Here is a 19,301-nt window from a genome sequence, read left to right on the forward strand (position 1 = left end):
GCCATCTCAGTGCATCGCGAGCGAGATCTCGCCCTTGGGCAGCGGCTTGAGCAGGAACACCAGCGGCAGCGAGGCCACCACGATCATGCCGAAGATCCAGAACAGGTCGTTGTAGGCCATCACCAGCGCCTGCTGCTGCACCACCCGCCCCAGCTCGGCGACCGCGCGCACCGCCGCCTCGCTGCCTGAAGCGGACTGCAGCTGCGCGGTGAGGCCGCGCACGGCGTCCTGCGCCATCGGCGAGTTGGCGGTGACCGCGCTGCCGATGTTGTCCAGGTGCAGCGCCATGCGCCGTTCCTGGAAGGTGGAGATGATCGCCAGCCCGATCGAGCCGCCGAGGTTGCGCGCGGCGTTGAACAGGCCGGAGGCGTCGGCGGCCTCCTCCGGCGGCACCGAGGAGATCGCCGCCTGGTTCAGCGCCATCAGCGCGAACGCCAGGCCGCAGCCCTGCAGCAGCTGGCCGATGACGAAGTGCTGGCCGACGCTGTCGGCGGTCAGGCTGAGGTTGACGAAGCAGGCCCCGGCGAAGCACAGCATGCCGGTCATGACCATGACCCGCACGTCGATGGTGGACAGCATCTTCGGCGTGAGCGGCATCAGCAGCACCGTCGGCAGACCGGCCAGCAGCAGCACGTAGCCGGCCTGCTCAGTGTTGTAGCCGGCGATCATCGCCAGGAACTGCGGGATCATGTACATCACGCCGAACAGGATGAGTCCGGTCACCAGCACCATCACGAACACCGCAGCGAAGCTGCGGTTGCGCAGCACCGACAGCCGGATCACCGGCTCGCGGCTGGTGACCTGGGCCAGCGCCAGCGCGGCGAAGCCGAGCAGCGACAGCAGGCTCAGGCCGATGATCATCCCCGACTCGAACCAGCGTTCGCGCTGGCCCTCCTCCAGCACCACGGTCAGCGCGCCCAGGCCGGTGCCCAGGCCGAAGATGCCCAGCCAGTCGGCACGCAGCAGGCCCGGAAGATCCATCTTCTCGTGGTGCAGGCCGAGCAGCAGCAACAGGATCAGCGCCGCGCACACCGGCACGTTGATGAAGAAGGCGTAGTGCCAGCTCAGGTTCTCGGCCAGCCAGCCGCCGAGCAGCGGGCCGATCACCGGGCCCAGGATCACGGTCATGCCGAACAGCGCGGTGCCCTGGGTCTGCTGCGACGGCGGCAGCTTGGTGGCGACGATGGTCAGCGCGGTGGGGATCATCGCCCCGCCGGTGAAGCCCTGGCCGATGCGGCCGAGGATCATCATCGTCAGCGAGTCCGACAGCCCGCACATCACCGAGAAGCCGGTGAACGAGATCGCGCAGATCAGCAGGAAGTTGCGCAGCCCCAGGGTGCGCACGAACCAGCCGGCCAGCGGGATCATCACGATCTCCGAGACCAGGTAGGCGGTGGAGATCCAGGTACCCTCGGTGCCGCTGGCGCCGACCTCGCCCTGGATCGTCGGCAGTGCGGCGTTGACGATGGAGATGTCCAGCGTCGCCATGAACGAGCCGATGGTGCCGGCCGCCACCGCCAGCCACGCCGAGGCATCGGCCTTGGCCGGGGCGCTGGGGCCGGTGCGGGTGGCGGTGGCGTTCACCTGCGCGGTTCCGCCGCCGCGGGTTCTCCGCGCGCGGGTTCCTCGTCCTTGAGCACGTGTTTTTCGTCCTTGGCCGAGCGGGTGTCGACGCTGACCTCCACCGACATGCCCGGCACCAGCACCTTGCGCGCGTGCTCTCCGGCCTGCACGCGGATGCGCACCGGCACCCGCTGCACGACCTTGGTGAAGTTGCCGGTGGCGTTCTCGGCCGGCAGCAGCGCGAACTGCGAGCCGGTGCCCGGCGAGATGCTTTCCACCTCGCCGCGCAGCTTCACGCCGGGCAATGCGTCGACCTTGATCTCGGCCGGCTGCCCGGGGCGCATCAGCCCGACCTGGGTTTCCTTGAAGTTGGCGGCCAGGTACAGCGACTCCACCGGCACCACGGTCATGGTGCGGGTGCCGGCGGCGACGAACTGGCCCACCTGCACGGTCTTGTCGCCGATGCGGCCGTCGATGCGCGCGCTCAGGCGGGTGTCCTCCACCGCGATGCGCGCCTGGTCGGCATCGGCCTGGGCCTGCTTGAGCCCGGCACGCGCCTGCTCCAGCTGCGCGGCGGCCGCCTCGATGCCGCTGTCGGCGCCGGCCAGCTGCGCCCGGGCGGCGTCGTACTGGGCCTGCGCCTGCTGCAGCTGGTGCTGCAGGCTTTCCTGGTGCTCGTGGGTGTCGGCGCCGGAGGCGGCCAGCGGCGCGAACCGCGCCACCTCGGCCCTGGCGAACTTCAGGCTGGCGGCGGCGGAAGCGACCTGCGTCTGCGCCTCGACCCGGCTGGAATGGCGTCCCTGCAGGCCGGCCTCGGCCGCGGCGATGTCGGCCTGGCGCACCGCCACCACCGCCTCGGCCTGCTCCAGCGTGGCCCGGTAGGTCCGCTCGTCGATCTGCAGCAGCGGCTCGCCGACCTTGACCCACTGGTTGTCGGTGACGAACACGTCGGTCACGTAGCCGTTCACCCGCGGCGCCACCGCCACCGAATCGGCCTGCAGGTAGGCGTTGTTGGTCTCCTGCATGTAGCGCCCGACCAGCAGCCAGTGGACGAACCACACCAGCAGCACCGCCAGCAGCACGATGCCGATGACGATCAGGGTCCACTTGACCTTGGGGTTCTTCAGCGGCGAAGGGCGGCGCTCGGCCTCCGCGTCGGTGTTCGAGTCGTTGGAATCGGAAGCGGCAGACCGGGTCTGCGGTTGTTCTGGGCTGGCCAAGTCGGGACTCCTTGCTGACGTATCCCCCGGTAACCGCCCGGTGGCCGGCTGCGATACGACAGGCGGCAATGTAGATGCCGCAGTGCTGATGGAACGTGAATGCACGGGGCGGCGGACCACCACCGCGCACGCGGGTGCTGCCGGCGCAGCGTAGGGCCTGTCAGCACTAAAGCCAACCACCGGACGGCCGATAATGGCTCCGACATCGCCCGGAAAACGCGCCACCGACCTCCATGTCCCCGCTCCCGGCGCCGCCGCAGCGCCCGCCATCGGGCACCCTGCCCCAGCGCGTGCTGCTGGTCGAGAACTCGCGCGCGTTCACCTCGATGCTCGGGCACGAGATCCGCACGCGGGTGGAGCTGCCGGTGACCGTCGCATCGTCGCTGGCCGAGGCCGGACGCCTGCTGGAACGGTTCGACGACTGGTTCCTGGTGCTCACCGGGCTGGTGCTGGCCGATGGCGACCGCGACGCGGTGCTGGACTTCTTCGCCACCCGCAACCTGCCCACGGTGGTCGTCAGCGGCGTGTACGACGAGGACCTGCGCCAGCGCGCGCTGGCGCGGCAGGTCATCGACTACGTGCTCAAGAACGCGCCGGGCGCCGTCGACTACCTGGTCTGGCTGGTGCGCCGGCTCGAGCGCAACCGCCGCATCTCGGCGCTGGTGGTGGACGATTCGCCCTCCGCGCGCGCCTATGCCGGCGGCCTGCTGTCCATGTACGGCTACCGCGTGGTGGAGGCCGACGACGGCGCGTCCGGCCTGCTGGCGGTGGAGAAGGACGCCACGATCCGGCTGGCCGTGGTGGACCAGGAGATGCCGGGCATGGAAGGGGTGGAGTTCACCCGCCGCCTGCGCGCCATCCGCGCGCGCGACCGCGTCGCGGTGGTCGGCCTGTCCGGCAACGCGGACCCCACGCTGATCCCGCGCTTCCTCAAGAACGGCGCCAACGACTTCCTGCGCAAGCCGTACTCGCGCGAGGAATTCTTCTGCCGCATCTCGCAGAACGTGGACCAGCTGGAACTGATCGGCACGCTGCAGGACCTGGCCACGCGCGATTTCCTCACCGGCCTGCCCAACCGCCGCCACTTCCTGGAAAACAGCGAGCGGCTGCTGCCGAAGTGGCTGTCCAGCCACCAGCCGGTGGCCGCGGCGATGCTCGACATCGACCATTTCAAGCACATCAACGACACCTGGGGCCACGAGGCCGGCGACCTGGCGCTGTGCGCGGTGGCCGCCTCGGTGTCCGGCCATGCACGGCCGCAGGACCTGGTGGCGCGCTTCGGCGGCGAGGAATTCTGCCTGCTGGTGCCGGGCCTGGACGCGGCCAACGCCGACGACTACTTCGAGAGCCTGCGCATGCGCATCGGCCAGCTGCGCGTCCCGGTCGGCGACACCGCGCTGTCGCTGACGGTCAGCATCGGGGTGTGCCGCAGCGGCGACCCCTCGCACGATTCGCTGCACCAGCTGATCAGCGAGGCCGACCGCCGCCTGTACCTGGCCAAGGCCGGTGGCCGCGACCGCGTGGTCAGCCACGGCTGAGCGCCGGCCCCGCGGCCGCCGCGCTCAGCGCCGCGCGTTGCTCGACAGCAGCAGCGCCACGATGCTCAGCACCGCCGCCGCGCCCAGGTAGTAGCCCACTGCCTGCAGGCCGTACCCGGACGCCAGCTTGGTGGCCACGTACGGCGCCGGCGCCGCGCCCAGGATGCTGGCCAGGTTGAACGACAGCGAGGCGCCGGTGTAGCGCACCTCCACCGGATACATCTGCGCCAGCAGCGTGCCGCACGGCCCGTAGGTCAGGCCCATGGCGAAGAAGCCCAGCGACAGGAACAGCAGCACCATCCACGGGTGCCCGGCCTGGAACAGGTGCGAGAACACCAGGCCGAACAGGAAGATCGCCACGCTGGCCACGATCATCGCCGAGCGCACGTTGCGGCGGTCGCCGTACAGCGCCGAGATCGGGATGCCGGCGGCGAAGAACAGGATGCCGAGCATCTGCAGCAGCAGGAAGTGTTCCTTGCCGTAGCCCAGCGTGGCGGTGCCGTAGCCGAGCGCGAACACCGTCATCAGGTAGAACAGCACGAAGGTGGCGAACGCGCCCAGCGTGCCCAGCACCACCGCGCCGGCATGCTGCGACAGCACCGACCACATCGGCAGGCGCACCCGCGCGTTGCGGTCCAGCGCCTTCTGGAAGTCCGGCGTCTCGGTGATCTTCAGCCGCACCCACAGCCCGGTCACCACCAGCAGCGCGCTGGCCAGGAACGGGATGCGCCAGCCCCACTGCAGGAACTCCTCGTCGCTGAGCGCCTCGCCCAGGATCAGGAAGGTGCCGGCCGACAGCATGAACCCCAGCGGCGCGCCCAGCTGCGGGAACATGCCGTACCAGGCGCGCTTGCCGGGAGGCGCGTTCTCGGTGGCCAGCAGCACCGCCCCGCCCCACTCCCCGCCCAGTCCCAGGCCCTGGCCGAAGCGGCACAGCGCCAGCAGCGCCGGCGCCAGCACGCCGATCTGCGCATAGGTCGGCAGCAGCCCGATCACCACCGTGGAGATGCCCATCGTCAGCAGCGCCGCCACCAGCGTGGCCTTGCGGCCGATGCGGTCGCCGAAGTGGCCGAACAGCGCCGAGCCGAACGGCCGCGCGATGAAGGCCACCGCGAACGTCGCCAGCGACTGCAGCGTCGCCGCGCCGCTGTCGCCGGCCGGGAAGAACAGGTGCGGGAACACCAGCACCGCCGCGGTGGCGTAGATGTAGAAGTCGAAGAACTCGATCGTGGTGCCGATCAGGCTCGCCGCGAGCACGCGGGCGGGAGAATTGGCGGCGACACCGGGTGTTGCGACTGTTGCATTCATCAAGGGCGATCAAGGCGGCGGAAACGGGGCGATTCTGGCAGATCGCGCGGTGCATGCACAGTTTTGGCGCACATGCAAGATGGTTGCGAAAGAAAGCAACGCCGCGGCATGCGGCGGCGCGCGCGCGCCTTCCGTCGCCGCCATCGCCGCTCGCGGCGGCCCGGGCCGGACCCGTGGCCGCGACGATCGCACCACCCCGGCTGTGGCACCCTGAAAGCTGGTTTCCCGAAAGAACGGCCCCCGTGACTCCCGATCCGCGCCGCGCGCAACTGCGCCGCATGAAACTCATCGCACTGGCCCTGCTGCTGCTCATGCTGGCCGGCTTCGTCGTCAGCCACGCGATGGGACGCCAGGGCATCTGGGCATGGGTGGCCTCGTTCTGCGAGGCCGGCACCGTGGGCGCGCTGGCGGACTGGTTCGCGGTGGTGGCGCTGTTCCGCCGGCCGCTGGGCCTGCCGATCCCGCACACGGCGATCATCCCGCACGGCAAGGACCGCATCGCCGACAGCCTGGCGGTGTTCGTGCGCGACCATTTCCTGGAGCCGGAGACCCTGCTGGCCAAGCTCAAGGTGTTCGACCCGGCCGCGCGCCTGGGCCAGTGGCTGGCCCAGCCCGCGCAATCGCGCATGCTCGCCGACATGGCGCGGGGCTGGGCACTGCAGGCGCTGGACCTGCTCGACGAGACCGCCGTGCGCCGCAACATCCAGGCCTTCGTGGTCGAGCGCCTGCGCAGCTGGGATGCCGCCGCCACCGCCAGCGACGTGCTCGGCCTGCTCACCGCCGACGGCCGCCACCAGAAGCTGCTCGACGAGGCGCTCAAGCGCCTGGCCGCGCACCTGGACGACGAGGCGATCAAGCAGCGCGTGTCGGCGATGCTGGTCAAGTACGCGCGCCGCGAATGGCCCAAGCTGGTCGGCACGGTGGAGTGGGTCAAGCCGGTGGAAGGCATCGCCGACAACCTCGCCGACCGCATCGCGCGCGCGCTGCTGGACGAGCTCAACGAGGTGCTGTCGCAACCGCAGCACCCGTTGCGGCAGGACTACGAGCGCTGGCTGGGCGACTACATCGTGCGCCTGCGCGACGAGCCGGCACTGGGCGAGCGGGTGGCGGCGATCAAGCAGCGGCTGATCGACCACCCCAGCCTGCAGGAGTACGTGCAGGGCCTGTGGGACCAGGTCAACGCCTCGCTGCGCCGCGACCTGGCGCGCGAGGACGGGGTGATCGCCGGCCACCTGCAGCGCTCGCTGGCCGGGCTGGGCGACGCCCTGCAGCAGGACCCGTCGCTGCGCGAGGCGCTCAACCAGCACCTGCTCGCCGGTGCGGAAAGACTCACCACGCGCCTGCGCGACGGCGTCACCGCGCACATCGCGCAGACGGTCAAGGGCTGGGACGAGCGCCACCTGGTGGAGCAGCTGGAACTGAGCGTGGGCCGCGACCTGCAGTACATCCGCTTCAACGGCACCCTGGTCGGCGGCCTGATCGGGCTGGCGCTGCAGGCCATCAGCCGCTGGATCTAGCGCGACCTGATTGCGCTGACGGCGCCCCCTCCTCGTGGAACCGAGCTTGATCGGCTGAAGCGTTCCCGGTACAGCCCCAGCCGAGCAAGCTCGGCTCCACGAGGGGCTGCGGCGCGGATGCCGCATCGAGGCAATCTAAGCCTCTCCGCTCGCCCTGCAGAGCGCCCGAGGCCGCCGTCGCGTTCTTGCCGCGACGCCGCATGGGGCCAATAATGTGCGGCCGCGACGGGTCGGCGGCGCTTGCGCTCTCCGCCGCGCCCTCCCCTTCGCCCCCGCAGTGAGACCGCAACGTTGCCCATCGAGGAACGGCCGGCGTCGCTTTCGCCCAGCGCCTACCCCGACTACCGCCTGATATCGCTGATCCTGGCCTGCGCCATCTTCATGGAACAGCTGGACGCGACCGTGCTGGCCACCGCCCTGCCGACCATGGCGCTCGAATTCGGCGTGCCGGCGCCGTCGATGAGCATCGCCATGACCGCCTACCTGCTGGCGCTGGCGGTGCTGATCCCGGCCAGCGGCGCGATGGCCGACCGCTACGGCCTGCGCCGGGTGTTCTGCGCCTCCATCGGCGTGTTCGTCGCCGGCTCGATCGCATGCTCGGTGGCGGTGGACCTGCCGACCATGGTCGGCGCGCGCCTGCTGCAGGGCGCCGGCGGGGCGATGATGGCGCCGCTGGGACGGCTGATCCTGCTGCGCACGGTCGAGCGCCGGCACCTGGTGTCGGCAATGGCGTGGACGCTGGTGCCGGCGTTCCTCGGGCCGATGCTGGGCCCGCCGCTGGGCGGCCTGCTGGTCAGCTACCTCGACTGGCGCTGGATCTTCTACATCAACGTCCCGATCGGCATCGCCGGCTACCTGCTGGTGCGCCGCTTCATCCCCGAGATCCCGGCCGAATCGCAGCCGGGGCGCTTCGACTTCCTCGGCTTCGTGCTCAGCGGCACCGCGCTGGGCTGCCTGCTGTTCGGGCTGGAGAGCGCGAGCCAGCCCGGCGAGCTGGCGCGTTCGCTGCTGCTGCTGGGCATCGGCGCCGGCGCCGGACTGGGCTACCTGCGGCATGCCCGCCGCCATCCCAACCCGCTGCTGGACCTGTCGCTGCTGCGGATCGACTCGGTCCGGCTGTCGGTGATCGGCGGTTCGTTGATGCGCGTGACCCAGGGCGCGCACCCGTTTCTGCTGCCGCTGCTGTTCCAGCTCGGCTTCGGCTACAGCGCCGCCTACAGCGGCCAGCTGGTGCTGGCCACCGCGCTGGGCGCGCTGCTGATGCGCAGCCTCACCCCGCGCCTGCTGCGGCTGTTCGGCTACCGCAACGGCATGATCGGCAACGGCGTGCTGGCCAGCCTGGGCTATGCGGTATGCGCGTTCTTCCGCCCCGGCTGGCCGCCGGCGCTGATGTTCGTGCTGCTGGTGTGCTGCGGGGCGTTCATGTCGTTCCAGTTCGCCGCCTACAACACCATCGCCTACGAGGACGTGCCGGCCAGCCGCATGAGCAGCGCCAGCAGCCTGTACACCACGCTGCAGCAGTTGATGCTGTCGGTCGGCATCTGCGCCGGGGCGATGTTCCTGAAGATCGCCATGGGCGTGGCCGGGCATGCGCAGCCGCAGCTGTCCGACTTCTCCTGGGCCTTCGCGCTGGTGTCGGTGATCTCCTTCACCTCGCTGCGCTGGCACCTGCGCTTCGATCGCGACGCGGGCCAGGAGATGAGCGGGCACCGCCAGCGCTGACCCGAAGCCGCCGCGGCCCGCAGGAGCGACTTCGGTCGCGATGGAGCTCCACCGGGAATCTGACTCCCCAGGTGAAGCGCCCCGCCTCGCCGTAGAGCCGAGCCAGCCCGGCTCTACGTGAAGAGGCGGCTGCCGCTTCTGGCAAGGCTCCCTTTTCAGACCTGTGGCGAGGATGCGGCATCCGGGAATCAGGACCAGGAAAGCTTCGTCGCGACTGAAGTCGCTCCTGCAGGAGCTTGCTACGCCGGGCTCAGGCGCCAGGCGCGATGGATGCGCGGGTTGCGCTCGAAGTCCGGGTCCAGGGTCTGGCGGCTGATCTCCTCGCAGCGCGCGAACGCGGCGATCGCCTCTTCGTCCAGGCGGAAGCGGCGGAAGTTGTTGGAGAAGTACAGCACCCCGCCCTGCGCCAGCCGCGCCACCGCCGCGCGCAGCAGCCGCACGTGCTCGCGCTGGATGTCGAAATCGTCGGCGCGCGCGGAGTTGGAGAAGGTCGGCGGATCGCAGAAGACCACGTCGAACTGGCCGCGCTCGGCCTCCAGCCAGGCCACCGCGTCGGCCTGCACCAGCCGGTGCCGGGCGCCGCCCAGGCCGTTGAGCGCGAGATTGTCCGCGCACCACTGCAGGTAGGTCCCCGACAGGTCCACGCTGGTGGTCGCGGCCGCGCCGGCCACCGCGGCCTCGACGCTGGCCACGCCGGTGTAGCAGAACAGGTTGAGGAAGCGCCGTCCCTTCGCCTGCGCCGCCAGCATGCCGCGCAGCGGGCGGTGGTCGAGGAACAGCCCGGTGTCCAGGTAGTCGAACAGGTTCACCCGCAGCAGCGCGCCGTGCTCGCGCACGTGGACGAACTCGCCGCGCTGCTCGAAGCGACCGTACTTGCTGCCGCCCTTGCCGCGCTCGCGGGTCTTCAGCGCCACCTGCTCGGCCGGCACCTGGAACACCTCGCGCGCCGCGGCCAGCAGTTCGTTGCGGCGGCGGCGCACGTCGGCCTCGGGAATCGTCGCCGGCGCGGCGTATTCCTGCACGTGCAGGAACAGCCGCCGCGCGCCGTCGGCCTCCTGGTAGACGTCGATGGCGGCGGCGTACTCGGGCAGGTCGGCGTCGTAGGCGCGGAAGCACTCCACGCCCTCGCGCGCGCGCCATTTCTTCGTCTTCTGCAGGTTCTTGCGCAGGCGGTTGGCGACCATCTGCGCGCCCTCGCCCAGCGCGCGCGGCGCCGCGGCCTCGCGCTGCGGCACCGCGATCGGGTCGCAGACGATCAGCGTGCACTCGATCGCGCCGTTGAACAGCTGGTAGCGCTTGCCGGCGCGCAGGCCGGTGGCGAAGGCCAGCTCCTCGCTGCCGCACAGCAGGCTGGCGCGCCAGCCCGGCACCGCGCGCTTGAGCGCATCGCCCAGCTGCCGGTACAGCGCCGCGTCGGCGGCCAGGCGCTCGTCGTAGGGCGGATTGCAGACCACGGTGCCGTCGGCCTGCGGCGGCGACGGCAGCGCGGCGACGTCGCACACGGCCAGGGCGATGGCCGTCTCCACCCCGGCCCGCGCCGCGTTCTCGCGCGCGGCGGCGATCGCCTGCGGATCGAGGTCGCTGCCGTGGAACACCGGCTTCAGTGCCGAGCGCCCGGCCTGCTCGCGCGCCTGTGCCTCGTCGAGCAGCCGGCGCCAGCCATCGCTGTCGAATCCGCGCCAGCGGGTCGGCGGAAGTTCTCCGAGCCGCAAGAGCCCCGGGGCGACGTCGGCCGCCATCAGCGCGCCCTCGATCAGCAGCGTGCCGCTGCCGCACATCGGGTCCAGCAGGCCGCCGCCCTGCGCATAGGCCCTGGGCCAGCCGCCGCGCAGCAGCACCGCCGCGGCCAGGTTCTCCTTCAGCGGCGCCTCGTTCTGCGCCAGCCGCCAGCCGCGCCGGTGCAGCGAACCGCCGCCCAGGTCGACCGAGATCGTGGCCCGGCCCTTGCGCAGCGACAGGTTCAGCCGCAGGTCCGGGTGCTCCACGTCCACCGACGGCCGCTCCAGGCCCTGCCCGCGCAGCGTGTCCACCACCGCGTCCTTGACCCGCTGCGCGGCATAGCGCGCGTGGGTGATGGCGGTGCCGGAGACATGCGCGTCCACCGCCAGGGTATCGCCCGGCGCCAGGTGATCGGCCCACGGCAGCGCGGCGACGCCGTCGTACAGCGCGGCCTCGTCGGGACAGTCGAACTCGGCCAGCGGCCACAGCACGCGGCTGGCCAGGCGCGACCACAGCACCGCACGCTGCGCGTCGAGCAGCTCGCCCTCGACGTTGGCGCCGGCGATGGTGGCGGTGGCCTTGGCCGCGCCGAGCGCGAGCAGCTCGTCGGCAAGCAGGTATTCCAGGCCCTTGGCGCAGGATGCGAAGAATTTCACGTGGATGGGTATCGGCTGGGGACGGTGGCGCCACGGCAGCGGCGCCGGCCGCGGGATCGGATGGGCAGCCGGCCTGGGGGCGGAAGGCCCCGAGCCGGCGCAGGCAGGGCGCAGATGTTCGGCCATCGTGCCGCCGTTTACCAGCCCGCGCTGCCGCCGCGTTGCGCGGGAAGCCGACCGTCGTGCCCGCATGGGCTCCCTGCTGCCCGGGAAACATCGGACCGCGTGCCCCCGGCCGAAGCCATGGGCCCCAATGCCCGGGGAACGCGAATCGTCGTCCCCGCGCAGGCGCGAGTCCACGGACGTTGCTTCAAGCTGCACGAAGATCCCTGGCTCCCCACGTTCGCGCATTACGGGTCCGGGGAAGTCTTTTCATCTCGTTGGCGAAGGCTTGCGGCAGCGATGCTGCGAGATCGCTTGGCGACGACGGGACCTGGATGTAGCGCCGATACCGGCGTACGCGTCGTCCCCGCGGCTTTCTCCAGCCGCATGGATGACGGGAAGCAGGCGTTCAGCGCTCAACCCTCGATCCGGATCCCGCTGATTCCAGGCGGTGACGAACGCAGGATCACCTGCCAGCCCCCAAATCTGCACGCCAGGGCAGCAGCTGCCAGCCGTCGCCATCGACATGCAGCCGCAGTTGCAGCCCCAGCCGGTCCAGGAAGACCTCGTCGTGGGAGGCCACCAGCAAGGCCCCGGGGTACGCCGCCAGCATCTGCTCCAGCGCCTGCAGCGACGGCAGGTCGAGATGGTTGCCGGGTTCGTCCAGCAGCAGCAGTTCCGGCGGATGCCGTGCATGCAGTACGCAGGCCAGCGCCGCCTTGAGCCGCTCGCCGCCGCTGAGCAGGCCGCTGGCGACGCCGATACGCGCCGCGTCCAGTCCCAGCAGCGCCAGCCGCGTGCGCAGCAGCGACTGCGCAGCGGCCGGGTTGGCCGCCTGCATCTGCTCCAGCACCGAGCGGTCCGGGTCCAGCAGATCCAGACGCTGGTCCAGGCAGGCGGTGGCGACGTGGGTCCGGCAGATGCCCGCCGCCGGCGCCAGTTGCCCGGACAGCACGCGCAGCAGCGACGACTTGCCGGCGCCGTTGCCGCCGGTCAGGGCGACGCGCTGGCCGGTGGTGACGACGAGATCGAGCGCATGCGCATGTGCAGGCCCGAACGGCAGCCGCATTCCCTCCAGCGTGGCGGCCGTGCGCCGATGCAGGTCCGCCGGCAGCGGCGCCAGCACGGCGATGTCCTGTTCCTGCCCGGCTTCCCGCACCGCCTCGCGCACGTTGGCATCGAGCTGCTCGCACTCGGCGGCCTGGAGCTGGCGCAGGCGCCCGGCGCTGGCCTGGCTGCGATCCTTCTGCCGGTCCAGCAGGATCTTCGCCTGGTTGGCGTCGCGCGCCTCGCGGTTGCCGCGCGCGCTGCGCCGCTGCATGCGTTCGTGCTGTTCCTGCAAGGCGCGCTCGCCGCGCTGGCGCTCGAGCCGGCGCTGCTGCAGCCGTTGCTGCGCCGCCTGCCGCTCCTGCGCGCGGCACTGCGCGTAGAACGCATAGCCGCCGCCGTAGTCGCGCAATCCGGCCGGCGACAGTTCGACGATGCGGCCCATCGTCTGCAGCAGCTCGCGGTCGTGGCTGACCACCAGCAGGCCGCGCGGCCATTGCCCGAGCTGCTCGATCAGGCGCAGCCGATGCGCGCGGTCCAGATGGTTGCTCGGTTCGTCGAGGATCAGGAAGTCGGCCTGCGCCAGCCATGCGCCGGCCAGCGCCACCCGCATCGCCTCGCCGCCGCTCAGGCGCGCGGCCGGCGTGGAGGCGTCGAGGCCGCCGAGTCCCTGCCGCTGCAGTTCGGCCGCCAGCCGCGCGGCAAGATCCCAGTCCTCGCCCACGCGTTCGAAATCGGCAACGTCGCAGCTGCCGGCCTCGATCCGTTCCAGCGCGGCCAGCGTGCCGGCAACGCCAGCCAGCGTGGCCACGCTGTCGCCCGGTGCACAGGCGACCTGCTGCGGCAGGTAGTGCACGCGGCCCGGACGCCGGCAACGGCCGCAGGATGGTTCGAGTTCGCCGGCCAGGATGCGTGCGAGCACGCTCTTGCCCACGCCGTTGCGTCCGACCAGTCCGGTCGGGGTGGAATCGAACTGCGCGTCGAGCGCGGGGAACAGGCGCCTGCCATCGGGCAGGACGTGCGAAACGCCTTCGAGCGAAAGCGACGGATGCGTCATGCGGTACTCCATTGGATGCAATGCACGGGCCGGTCCTGGACGGACGGGCGGCGGCGTTGCCGTCAGTGCGACGGCGGCATCAATGGCGCATCGGACGAATACTCACGTGGTGATGGATGCGGCAAGTGTAATCGCAGGCACCCGGCATGTGATCCGCTGCCGGCCACCGCGTTCAGCCGGCGGCAAACGCCGGGTGATACTCGACCTCGGCCAGCGGCAGCAGGCGGTCGCCGAAGGCGATGGCCTGGAAGCATCCCGGCGGCGCCCCGGGCAGCACCAGGCCGGGTTCGGCATGGAAGCCGCAGCGTCGGTAGAACGCCGGATCGCCCAGCACCACGCAGCCGGCCGCGCCACGCGCGCGCAGCTCGTCCAGCACCGCGCCGACCAGCCGGGTGCCGATGCCGCGGCGCCGGTGGCCCGGCCCGACCGACACCGGCCCCAGTCCGTACCAGCCCGGCGTGCCGTCGGACAGGGTCACCGGCGAGGCGGCCGCATGCCCGACCACGTAGCCCTCGTGCTCGGCCACCCGCGACACCGCCAGCGCGCCATCGGCCCGCAGCGCGGCGACGATGCGCTGTTCGTCGTGGCGGCTGTGCTCCACCTCGAAGAACGCCACCAGGGTCAGCACCTCGATCGCGTCGATGTCGGCATCGGTCTCGGCGCGCAGGACGATGCCGTCCGCCGCGCTCACAGCGACTCCAGCAGTTCGGCGAAGGCGCGCGCGGAGGCGTCCACGTGCGCGGACAGGCGGTGGCTGTCGTCGAGCAGCAGCAGCCGTGCCGAGCGCTGCCGCGACCACTCGATCACCTCGGCCACCGGGATCACCTCGTCGTGCCAGGCCATCACCACCGAGGTCGGCACGCGCGCCGCATCCAGCCCCGGCAGCGGTCCCATCGTGGTCGGCGGCACCATCAGGAACAGCCCGGCCACCGGCACCTGCAGCGATACCCGCGCCGCGATGTAGGACCCGAGGCTGGAACCGGCCAGCACCAGCGGTCCGCGCGCGGCTGCCGCACGCGCGAGTCCAAGCAGGCGCTGCTGGCGCGCGGGCAGGTCGCCGACCTTGCTCACTTCGCGGCGCGCGTCCAGGTCGGTGTAGTCCGGGCGTTCGTGGCTCCAGCCCAGGCGCTGCGCCACTTCGGCCAGCGCGGTCACCTTGGTGGCGTCCGGGCCGCTCTCGAACCCGTGGGACAGGATGCAGTGCCCCTTCAGCGGGCGGTTGCCGGCCCGGCGGGGCGAATCGATGTATGCGCTCATGCGCGAATGCTAGCATCGGCCCATGTCCTCCCCGCTCCCCGCCGATGCCGCCGAAGGCGGCGCAGCCGTCCGCATCCAGGCGCTGCCCTACGAACACCTGCTGGCGTCGCGCGAGGTAGCCACGATCGACCTGGTGGTGATCCACTGCACCGAGCTGCCCGACCTGGCGATGGCGCGCGAGTACGGCGAGCGCGTACTGTACGCGGACGGCACCGGCAATAGCGGGCACTACTACATCGACCGCGATGGCGGCATCGTCCGCTATGTCGCCCACGAGCGCATCGCCCACCACGTGCGCGGCTACAACCCGCGCTCGCTCGGCATCGAGCTGGTCAACCGCGGGCGCTACCCGCACTGGCTGGACTCGCGCCACCAGGCGATGGACGAACCCTACCCCGACGCGCAGATCGCTGCCCTGGCCCGGCTGCTGCGGCAGCTGGCCGCCACGCTGCCGGCGCTGCGCTTCGTCGCCGGCCACGAGGAGCTGGACACCGAGCGCGAGCCGGCCAGCGACGACCCCGCGCTGAGCGTGCCGCGCAAGCGCGATCCCGGCCCGCTGTTCCCCTGGCAGGCGCTGATGGCGCAGGTACCGCTACAGCGCTTCGCGCCGTGATCCGTGCCGGTGCTCCGCGGCCGGCACGTCGCGGCATGGGTGCCGTAGGAGCGACTTCAGTCGCGATGGGGCTCTACCGGTGAAGCCCCATCGCGACTGAAGTCGCTCCTACAGTCGCTCCTACGGCGTTCCTGCAGTTGCTCCTGCGGCCGTCCGCATGATTCGCCGGGCAGGCCGTGTCAGCGCGTCCAGGCGTAGTTCTTCTCGCCGGCGGTGATCGAAAGATCCAGGCGGTTCTCGGCCGGCGCCAGCGGGCACACCACGTGCGCGGTGAACGCGCATGGCGGATTCTCGGCACGGTTGAAGTCCAGCACGATGCGGCCGTTCTCTGGCCTGCCCGCCTCCAGGTAGCGCGCGCCGCCGTAGGTCTCGCGGCCGCTGGTGCGGTCGGCGAACAGGAAGAACAGGCTGTCGCGGCCGGCATCCAGGACCGGCAGCAGGCGGAAACGGCGGCCGTCGCGCTCGAACACCGCCTCGCCCGGCACCTGCGAAGGCTGCGGCGTGGCGATCGACGTCAGCAAGGTGAGCGATCGCGGCGGCACGAACGGATGCCAGTCGGCGACGATGCGCCAGGACGGATCGAGCGGGAAGTACTCGATGCCGCGGAAGTCGCGCCGCGCCGGCGCGGCCGGATCGCGGAAGCGCCAGCCGAAGGTGTTGCCGTGCCTGACCACGTGGAACTGGCCCTGCCCCACGTCGAGCGGCCGGCTGCGCGACTGCCCGGGCGGCCAGGCGAGTTCGACGCGTCCGGCCCCGGCCACGCCCCGCGCGGGCGCCGCCTCGAACCAGACCCGGTCCTCGCGGTCCAGCTCGACCACGCCCAGCCGCGCCGGGCCATCGGGCAGCACGATCTCGTTGCCCGGGTCCCGGCCGATCCGATGGCGGCCGTGCCGCAGCGGTCCGGAACCGATGTAGCTCAGCCAGCCATCGGGGGCACGCAGCGTGGCCACGCGCTCGCGGCGCCACTGCTCGATCCGCCGCAGATAGTCCGCGTCGGCAGCCGGCACCGACAGCGCACTGGCCGGGCGGTCGGCCGAGCAGCCGACGATCGATGCCAGCAGGCATCCTGCAACGATCAGACTCGTCCAACGCATGCATACCCCGCGGTTGCCGCACTGCCTTCCATGTCGTGAACGCGACCGTCCTGAAGCCGCCCGTCCGCGTCACAGTATGGAGGGCACGGCGGGCGGGCGATTGCGACCTTCCTCGAAGATTCGCATATCAACCACGGCCGCCGCGTTCCGGCGCGTGGCCGGGCTCAGCGCACCTGTTCCAGGTGACGGCGCAGGTTGAGCAGGATCGCGGCGGTGGCGCCCCAGATGCGCTGGCCGGGCCAGGCGTACTCGAGCACGCGCCGCGGCCGGCCGCGGAACTGGATCTCGATGCTGCGCAGGTTGTCCGGGTCCATCAGGAACGCAAGCGGCACCTCGAACACCTCGGCCACCTCGTCCGGCGACGGCCGCGCCACGAAGCCCGGATCGACCACGCCCACCACCGGCATCACGCGAAAGCCGCTGACCGTGACGAACGGATCCAGGTAGCCCAGCGGCCGTACCTGCTCCGCATCCAGCGCGATCTCCTCGCGGCTCTCGCGCAGCGCCGCGGCCACCGCGTCGCGATCGCCCGGCTCCACCCGGCCGCCGGGAAAGCTCACCTGCCCGCCGTGGTGGCGCAGCCCGTCGTTGCGCCGGGTCAACAGCACGCCGGTGCCCTGCGGCCGCGGCACCAGCGCCGCCAGCACCGCGGCCTCGGCCGGCTGGCCGCTGGGCGCCAGGTCGATCAGTTCCTCGTGGTTCCAGCCCGGCCCGTGCGGCGGCGCATCCAGCGGATACAGCGCCCGCAGCAGCTGCTCGCGCTCGGGCAACTGCTCGTCGAACGGCGGGCGATGGCGCCGCGCGCGCGCGCTCAGCACCTGCTCCATGAAAGCCAGCCGCTGCTCGTCGCTCATGCTCGGCCACCTGCCGATCTCTTCGCCGCTGCGCCAGCACCCGGAACACAGGCCTGCCTCGCCGAGCGAGCAGACACCGATGCAGGGGCTGGGTACAGCACGGGACACTTCCATTGATCTATTGGCCGGACAAGCGTAGCGCGATTCTCCCATCGCGACATGGGCGCGCGGAGCATGGCCGCGCGGAACCGGTACCGGCGTGCCGCGATCGCGGGCCGGTCCCATGCGGCGGGCGCGACCGATGTCCGGATTCGATGGACATCCGGGCGTGGCCCCGACCCGCCGGGTTTCCCGGAAGTCGGCGGGCGATCCCTCCCCCAAAAGCAATGCGCCGGCCCCTCGCAGGGCCGGCGCATCGTCGATCGAACGGATGCCGCAGGTTACTTGACGCTGACCAGCTTGATCTCGAACTGCACCGCCACGTTCGGCGGGAACGGCGTGCGCGGATCGGCGCCGTAGGCCTTGTCCGGCGGCAGGGTGACTTCCCACTTGGAGCCGGCCGGCATCTGCAGCAGGGTGTCGCGCATGGCCTGCATCTCCACCTCGCTGACCTTGATCGAGGGGATCTGCTGGGCCGGGCGGGCCTCGGTCGGACGCTGGCCGTAGGGGAACGGACCGGCCACTTCCAGCTGCACGGTGCTGGCCTGGGTCGGCTTGGCGCCGTTGCCGGTCTCGATCACGCGGTACTGCACGCCGCTGGGCAGGGTCTGCACGCCGGACTTGGCCTTGTTCTGCGCGATGAACTGGTCGCTCTTGGTCTTGTTCTCGGCAGCGGCCTTGTCGTACTCGGCCTTGGCCTGCTGGGCACGGCCCTGCTCGCGCTTCTGGAAGGCCTCCACGGCCGGGCGCAGCTGTTCGGCGGTGATCGCCGGCTGCTTCTTGGCGTAGGCGTCCTGCAGGCCCTTGACCACCGAATTGATGTCCAGCTGCTCGCCGCGCGCGGTCAACTCGGCAAGGTTGTTGCCGTAGTCGTAGCCGAAGTAGTAGCTCAGCTTGCCCTTCTCGGACGAGGTGTCCTGGGCGAACGCATTGCCCGTCAGGGCCAGGGCCGCGACGGCGACCGCGATAGAACGCAACTTCATTGGATTGTTTTCTCCAGGGTGGTGGCACAGGACGGGCATACCGCCTGAGATGACGCGTTAGGATAGCCGCCGCAACGGGTGACCGCCACTGACGCCTGGAGGCTGTGACAGTGGGCGCTGGCGGGAGTTCCCCTTCACTTTTCCTTTACATCACCAGGGATTACCGATGTCCGAGCCGATCGTCACGACCCTAGACCGCGACGCCGTCCGCATCCTCACCGTCAACCGCCCGGACAAGCTCAATGCCCTGAACCGGCAGACGCTGGAGACGCTGGACCAGGCATTCGCGGCCGCCGCCACGGACGCTGCGGTACGCGTGGTGGTGCTCACCGGTGCCGGCGCCAAGGCCTTCGTGGCCGGCGCCGACATCGCCGAGATGAACCGGCTCACCCCGCCGCAGGGGCGCGACTTCTCGCTGCTGGGCCAGCGGCTGATGCAGCGGATCGAACGCCTGCCCAAGCCGGTCGTCGCAATGGTGAACGGCTACGCACTGGGCGGCGGCCTGGAACTGGCCATGGCCTGCCACCTGCGGGTGGCCGCCGAGTCGGCCAGGCTGGGCCAGCCGGAGATCAACCTGGGCCTGATCCCCGGCTTCGGCGGCACCCAGCGGCTGCTGCGCCTGGCCGGCCGCGCGGCGGCGCTCGAGCTGTGCCTGCTGGGCAGCCCGGTCACCGCCGCGCGCGCGTTCGAGCTGGGCATCGTCAACCGCGTCGTCGCCGATGCAGAACTGGAGGCGCAGACCCTGCAGATCGCCGAACAGCTGGCGCGCTCGGCGCCGCTCGCCCTGCGCGGGGTGCTCGACGCGGTGCTGGCCGGCGGCGAATGCGCGCTGGAGCAGGGCCTGGAATTCGAGACCGCGCAGTTCGGGCTGCTGTTCGCCACCGAGGACATGCGCGAAGGCACCGGCGCCTTCCTGGAACGCCGCAAGCCGCGGTTCGCCAACCGCTGAGCC

The 19,301-nt window shown here is 71.2% G+C and carries 14 protein-coding genes and 1 pseudogene; 5 read left to right on the forward strand and 10 right to left on the reverse strand.

Features of this window, described 5'->3' with window-relative positions; translation table 11 throughout:
• Nucleotides 1-6: 6 nt before the first annotated feature.
• Both LRX76_RS10865 and LRX76_RS10870 read right to left on the reverse strand, forming a co-directional pair.
• Nucleotides 7-1,584 carry an MDR family MFS transporter gene (locus LRX76_RS10865; RefSeq protein WP_331716772.1) on the reverse strand — a complete coding sequence of 526 codons (1,578 nt, stop codon included), beginning with the start codon at nucleotides 1,582-1,584 and terminating at the stop codon, nucleotides 7-9.
• A pseudogene (locus tag LRX76_RS10870) lies at nucleotides 1,581-2,702 on the reverse strand (HlyD family secretion protein); the annotation flags it as partial. The gene LRX76_RS10865 and the pseudogene LRX76_RS10870, both read right to left, overlap by 4 nt.
• Nucleotides 2,703-3,016: 314 nt before the next feature.
• Between LRX76_RS10870 and LRX76_RS10875 the strand changes: the two are divergent.
• A complete protein-coding gene (locus LRX76_RS10875; protein ID WP_231805011.1) occupies nucleotides 3,017-4,321 on the forward strand; it encodes a diguanylate cyclase in 1,305 nt (434 codons plus the stop codon).
• 24 nt (nucleotides 4,322-4,345) lie between these two features.
• On the opposite strand, the gene LRX76_RS10880 is transcribed toward LRX76_RS10875, so the two are convergent.
• Nucleotides 4,346-5,629 (reverse strand): MFS transporter, encoded by a 1,284-nt coding sequence (locus tag LRX76_RS10880; RefSeq protein ID WP_231805014.1) that lies wholly within the window; start codon nucleotides 5,627-5,629, stop codon nucleotides 4,346-4,348.
• 278 nt (nucleotides 5,630-5,907) lie between these two features.
• Between LRX76_RS10880 and LRX76_RS10885 the strand changes: the two genes are divergently transcribed.
• Entirely contained in the window at nucleotides 5,908-7,146 is a 1,239-nt protein-coding gene (locus LRX76_RS10885) for a DUF445 domain-containing protein (protein WP_231805017.1), read from the forward strand.
• Nucleotides 7,147-7,437: 291 nt separating this feature from the next.
• Nucleotides 7,438-8,868, forward strand: coding sequence for an MFS transporter (locus tag LRX76_RS10890; protein ID WP_231805020.1), 1,431 nt, complete (start codon nucleotides 7,438-7,440; stop codon nucleotides 8,866-8,868).
• Between the two features lie 239 nt (nucleotides 8,869-9,107).
• Here LRX76_RS10890 and rlmKL read toward each other — a convergent pair whose 3' ends face one another.
• The 4 genes from rlmKL to LRX76_RS10910 form a co-directional block, all read right to left on the reverse strand.
• Nucleotides 9,108-11,243 carry a bifunctional 23S rRNA (guanine(2069)-N(7))-methyltransferase RlmK/23S rRNA (guanine(2445)-N(2))-methyltransferase RlmL gene (gene rlmKL / locus LRX76_RS10895; protein WP_231805023.1) on the reverse strand — a complete coding sequence of 712 codons (2,136 nt, stop codon included), beginning with the start codon at nucleotides 11,241-11,243 and terminating at the stop codon, nucleotides 9,108-9,110.
• A gap of 568 nt (nucleotides 11,244-11,811) precedes the next feature.
• The gene (locus tag LRX76_RS10900) at nucleotides 11,812-13,449 is read right to left on the reverse strand and encodes an ABC-F family ATP-binding cassette domain-containing protein (protein ID WP_231805025.1); all 1,638 of its coding nucleotides are present in this window, start codon (nucleotides 13,447-13,449) and stop codon (nucleotides 11,812-11,814) included.
• Between the two features lie 172 nt (nucleotides 13,450-13,621).
• Complete coding sequence (locus LRX76_RS10905; RefSeq protein ID WP_231805028.1) at nucleotides 13,622-14,140, reverse strand: N-acetyltransferase; 519 nt, start codon at nucleotides 14,138-14,140, stop codon at nucleotides 13,622-13,624.
• Complete coding sequence (locus LRX76_RS10910; RefSeq protein WP_231805031.1) at nucleotides 14,137-14,706, reverse strand: hypothetical protein; 570 nt, start codon at nucleotides 14,704-14,706, stop codon at nucleotides 14,137-14,139. The genes LRX76_RS10905 and LRX76_RS10910 overlap by 4 nt, the downstream gene beginning before the upstream one ends.
• Before the next feature lie 22 nt (nucleotides 14,707-14,728).
• Here LRX76_RS10910 and LRX76_RS10915 point away from each other — a divergent pair, with 22 nt between their 5' ends.
• The gene (locus LRX76_RS10915; protein ID WP_231805034.1) at nucleotides 14,729-15,319 is read left to right on the forward strand and encodes an N-acetylmuramoyl-L-alanine amidase; all 591 of its coding nucleotides are present in this window, start codon (nucleotides 14,729-14,731) and stop codon (nucleotides 15,317-15,319) included.
• 179 nt (nucleotides 15,320-15,498) lie between these two features.
• Here LRX76_RS10915 and LRX76_RS10920 read toward each other — a convergent pair whose 3' ends face one another.
• The 3 genes from LRX76_RS10920 to LRX76_RS10930 form a co-directional block, all read right to left on the reverse strand.
• Entirely contained in the window at nucleotides 15,499-16,413 is a 915-nt protein-coding gene (locus LRX76_RS10920) for a DUF1684 domain-containing protein (protein WP_231805037.1), read from the reverse strand.
• Nucleotides 16,414-16,577: 164 nt separating this feature from the next.
• Complete coding sequence (locus LRX76_RS10925; RefSeq protein WP_231805040.1) at nucleotides 16,578-17,381, reverse strand: CoA pyrophosphatase; 804 nt, start codon at nucleotides 17,379-17,381, stop codon at nucleotides 16,578-16,580.
• Between the two features lie 266 nt (nucleotides 17,382-17,647).
• A complete protein-coding gene (locus LRX76_RS10930) occupies nucleotides 17,648-18,349 on the reverse strand; it encodes an FKBP-type peptidyl-prolyl cis-trans isomerase (protein WP_231805043.1) in 702 nt (233 codons plus the stop codon).
• A gap of 166 nt (nucleotides 18,350-18,515) precedes the next feature.
• Between LRX76_RS10930 and LRX76_RS10935 the strand changes: the two genes are divergently transcribed.
• Nucleotides 18,516-19,298: an enoyl-CoA hydratase-related protein gene (locus tag LRX76_RS10935; protein ID WP_231805046.1), complete on the forward strand. Its 783-nt coding sequence runs from the start codon at nucleotides 18,516-18,518 to the stop codon at nucleotides 19,296-19,298.
• The last annotated feature ends 3 nt before the right edge of the window (nucleotides 19,299-19,301 follow it).

The sequence above is a fragment of the Stenotrophomonas sp. MMGLT7 genome, assembly GCF_021168555.1.
GTDB lineage: Bacteria > Pseudomonadota > Gammaproteobacteria > Xanthomonadales > Xanthomonadaceae > MMGLT7.

Bases quoted from the DNA above. Each gene is read 5' to 3' on its own strand.
- LRX76_RS10885 (WP_231805017.1), top strand. From the start codon at position 5,908: ATGAAACTCATCGCACTGGCCCTGCTGCTGCTCATGCTGGCCGGCTTC.
- LRX76_RS10920 (WP_231805037.1), bottom strand. From the start codon at position 16,413: ATGCGTTGGACGAGTCTGATCGTTGCAGGATGCCTGCTGGCATCGATC.
- LRX76_RS10925 (WP_231805040.1), bottom strand. From the start codon at position 17,381: ATGGAAGTGTCCCGTGCTGTACCCAGCCCCTGCATCGGTGTCTGCTCG.
- LRX76_RS10910 (WP_231805031.1), bottom strand. From the start codon at position 14,706: ATGAGCGCATACATCGATTCGCCCCGCCGGGCCGGCAACCGCCCGCTG.
- LRX76_RS10900 (WP_231805025.1), bottom strand. From the start codon at position 13,449: ATGACGCATCCGTCGCTTTCGCTCGAAGGCGTTTCGCACGTCCTGCCC.
- LRX76_RS10935 (WP_231805046.1), top strand. From the start codon at position 18,516: ATGTCCGAGCCGATCGTCACGACCCTAGACCGCGACGCCGTCCGCATC.
- LRX76_RS10915 (WP_231805034.1), top strand. From the start codon at position 14,729: ATGTCCTCCCCGCTCCCCGCCGATGCCGCCGAAGGCGGCGCAGCCGTC.
- LRX76_RS10875 (WP_231805011.1), top strand. From the start codon at position 3,017: ATGTCCCCGCTCCCGGCGCCGCCGCAGCGCCCGCCATCGGGCACCCTG.
- LRX76_RS10880 (WP_231805014.1), bottom strand. From the start codon at position 5,629: ATGAATGCAACAGTCGCAACACCCGGTGTCGCCGCCAATTCTCCCGCC.
- LRX76_RS10930 (WP_231805043.1), bottom strand. From the start codon at position 18,349: ATGAAGTTGCGTTCTATCGCGGTCGCCGTCGCGGCCCTGGCCCTGACG.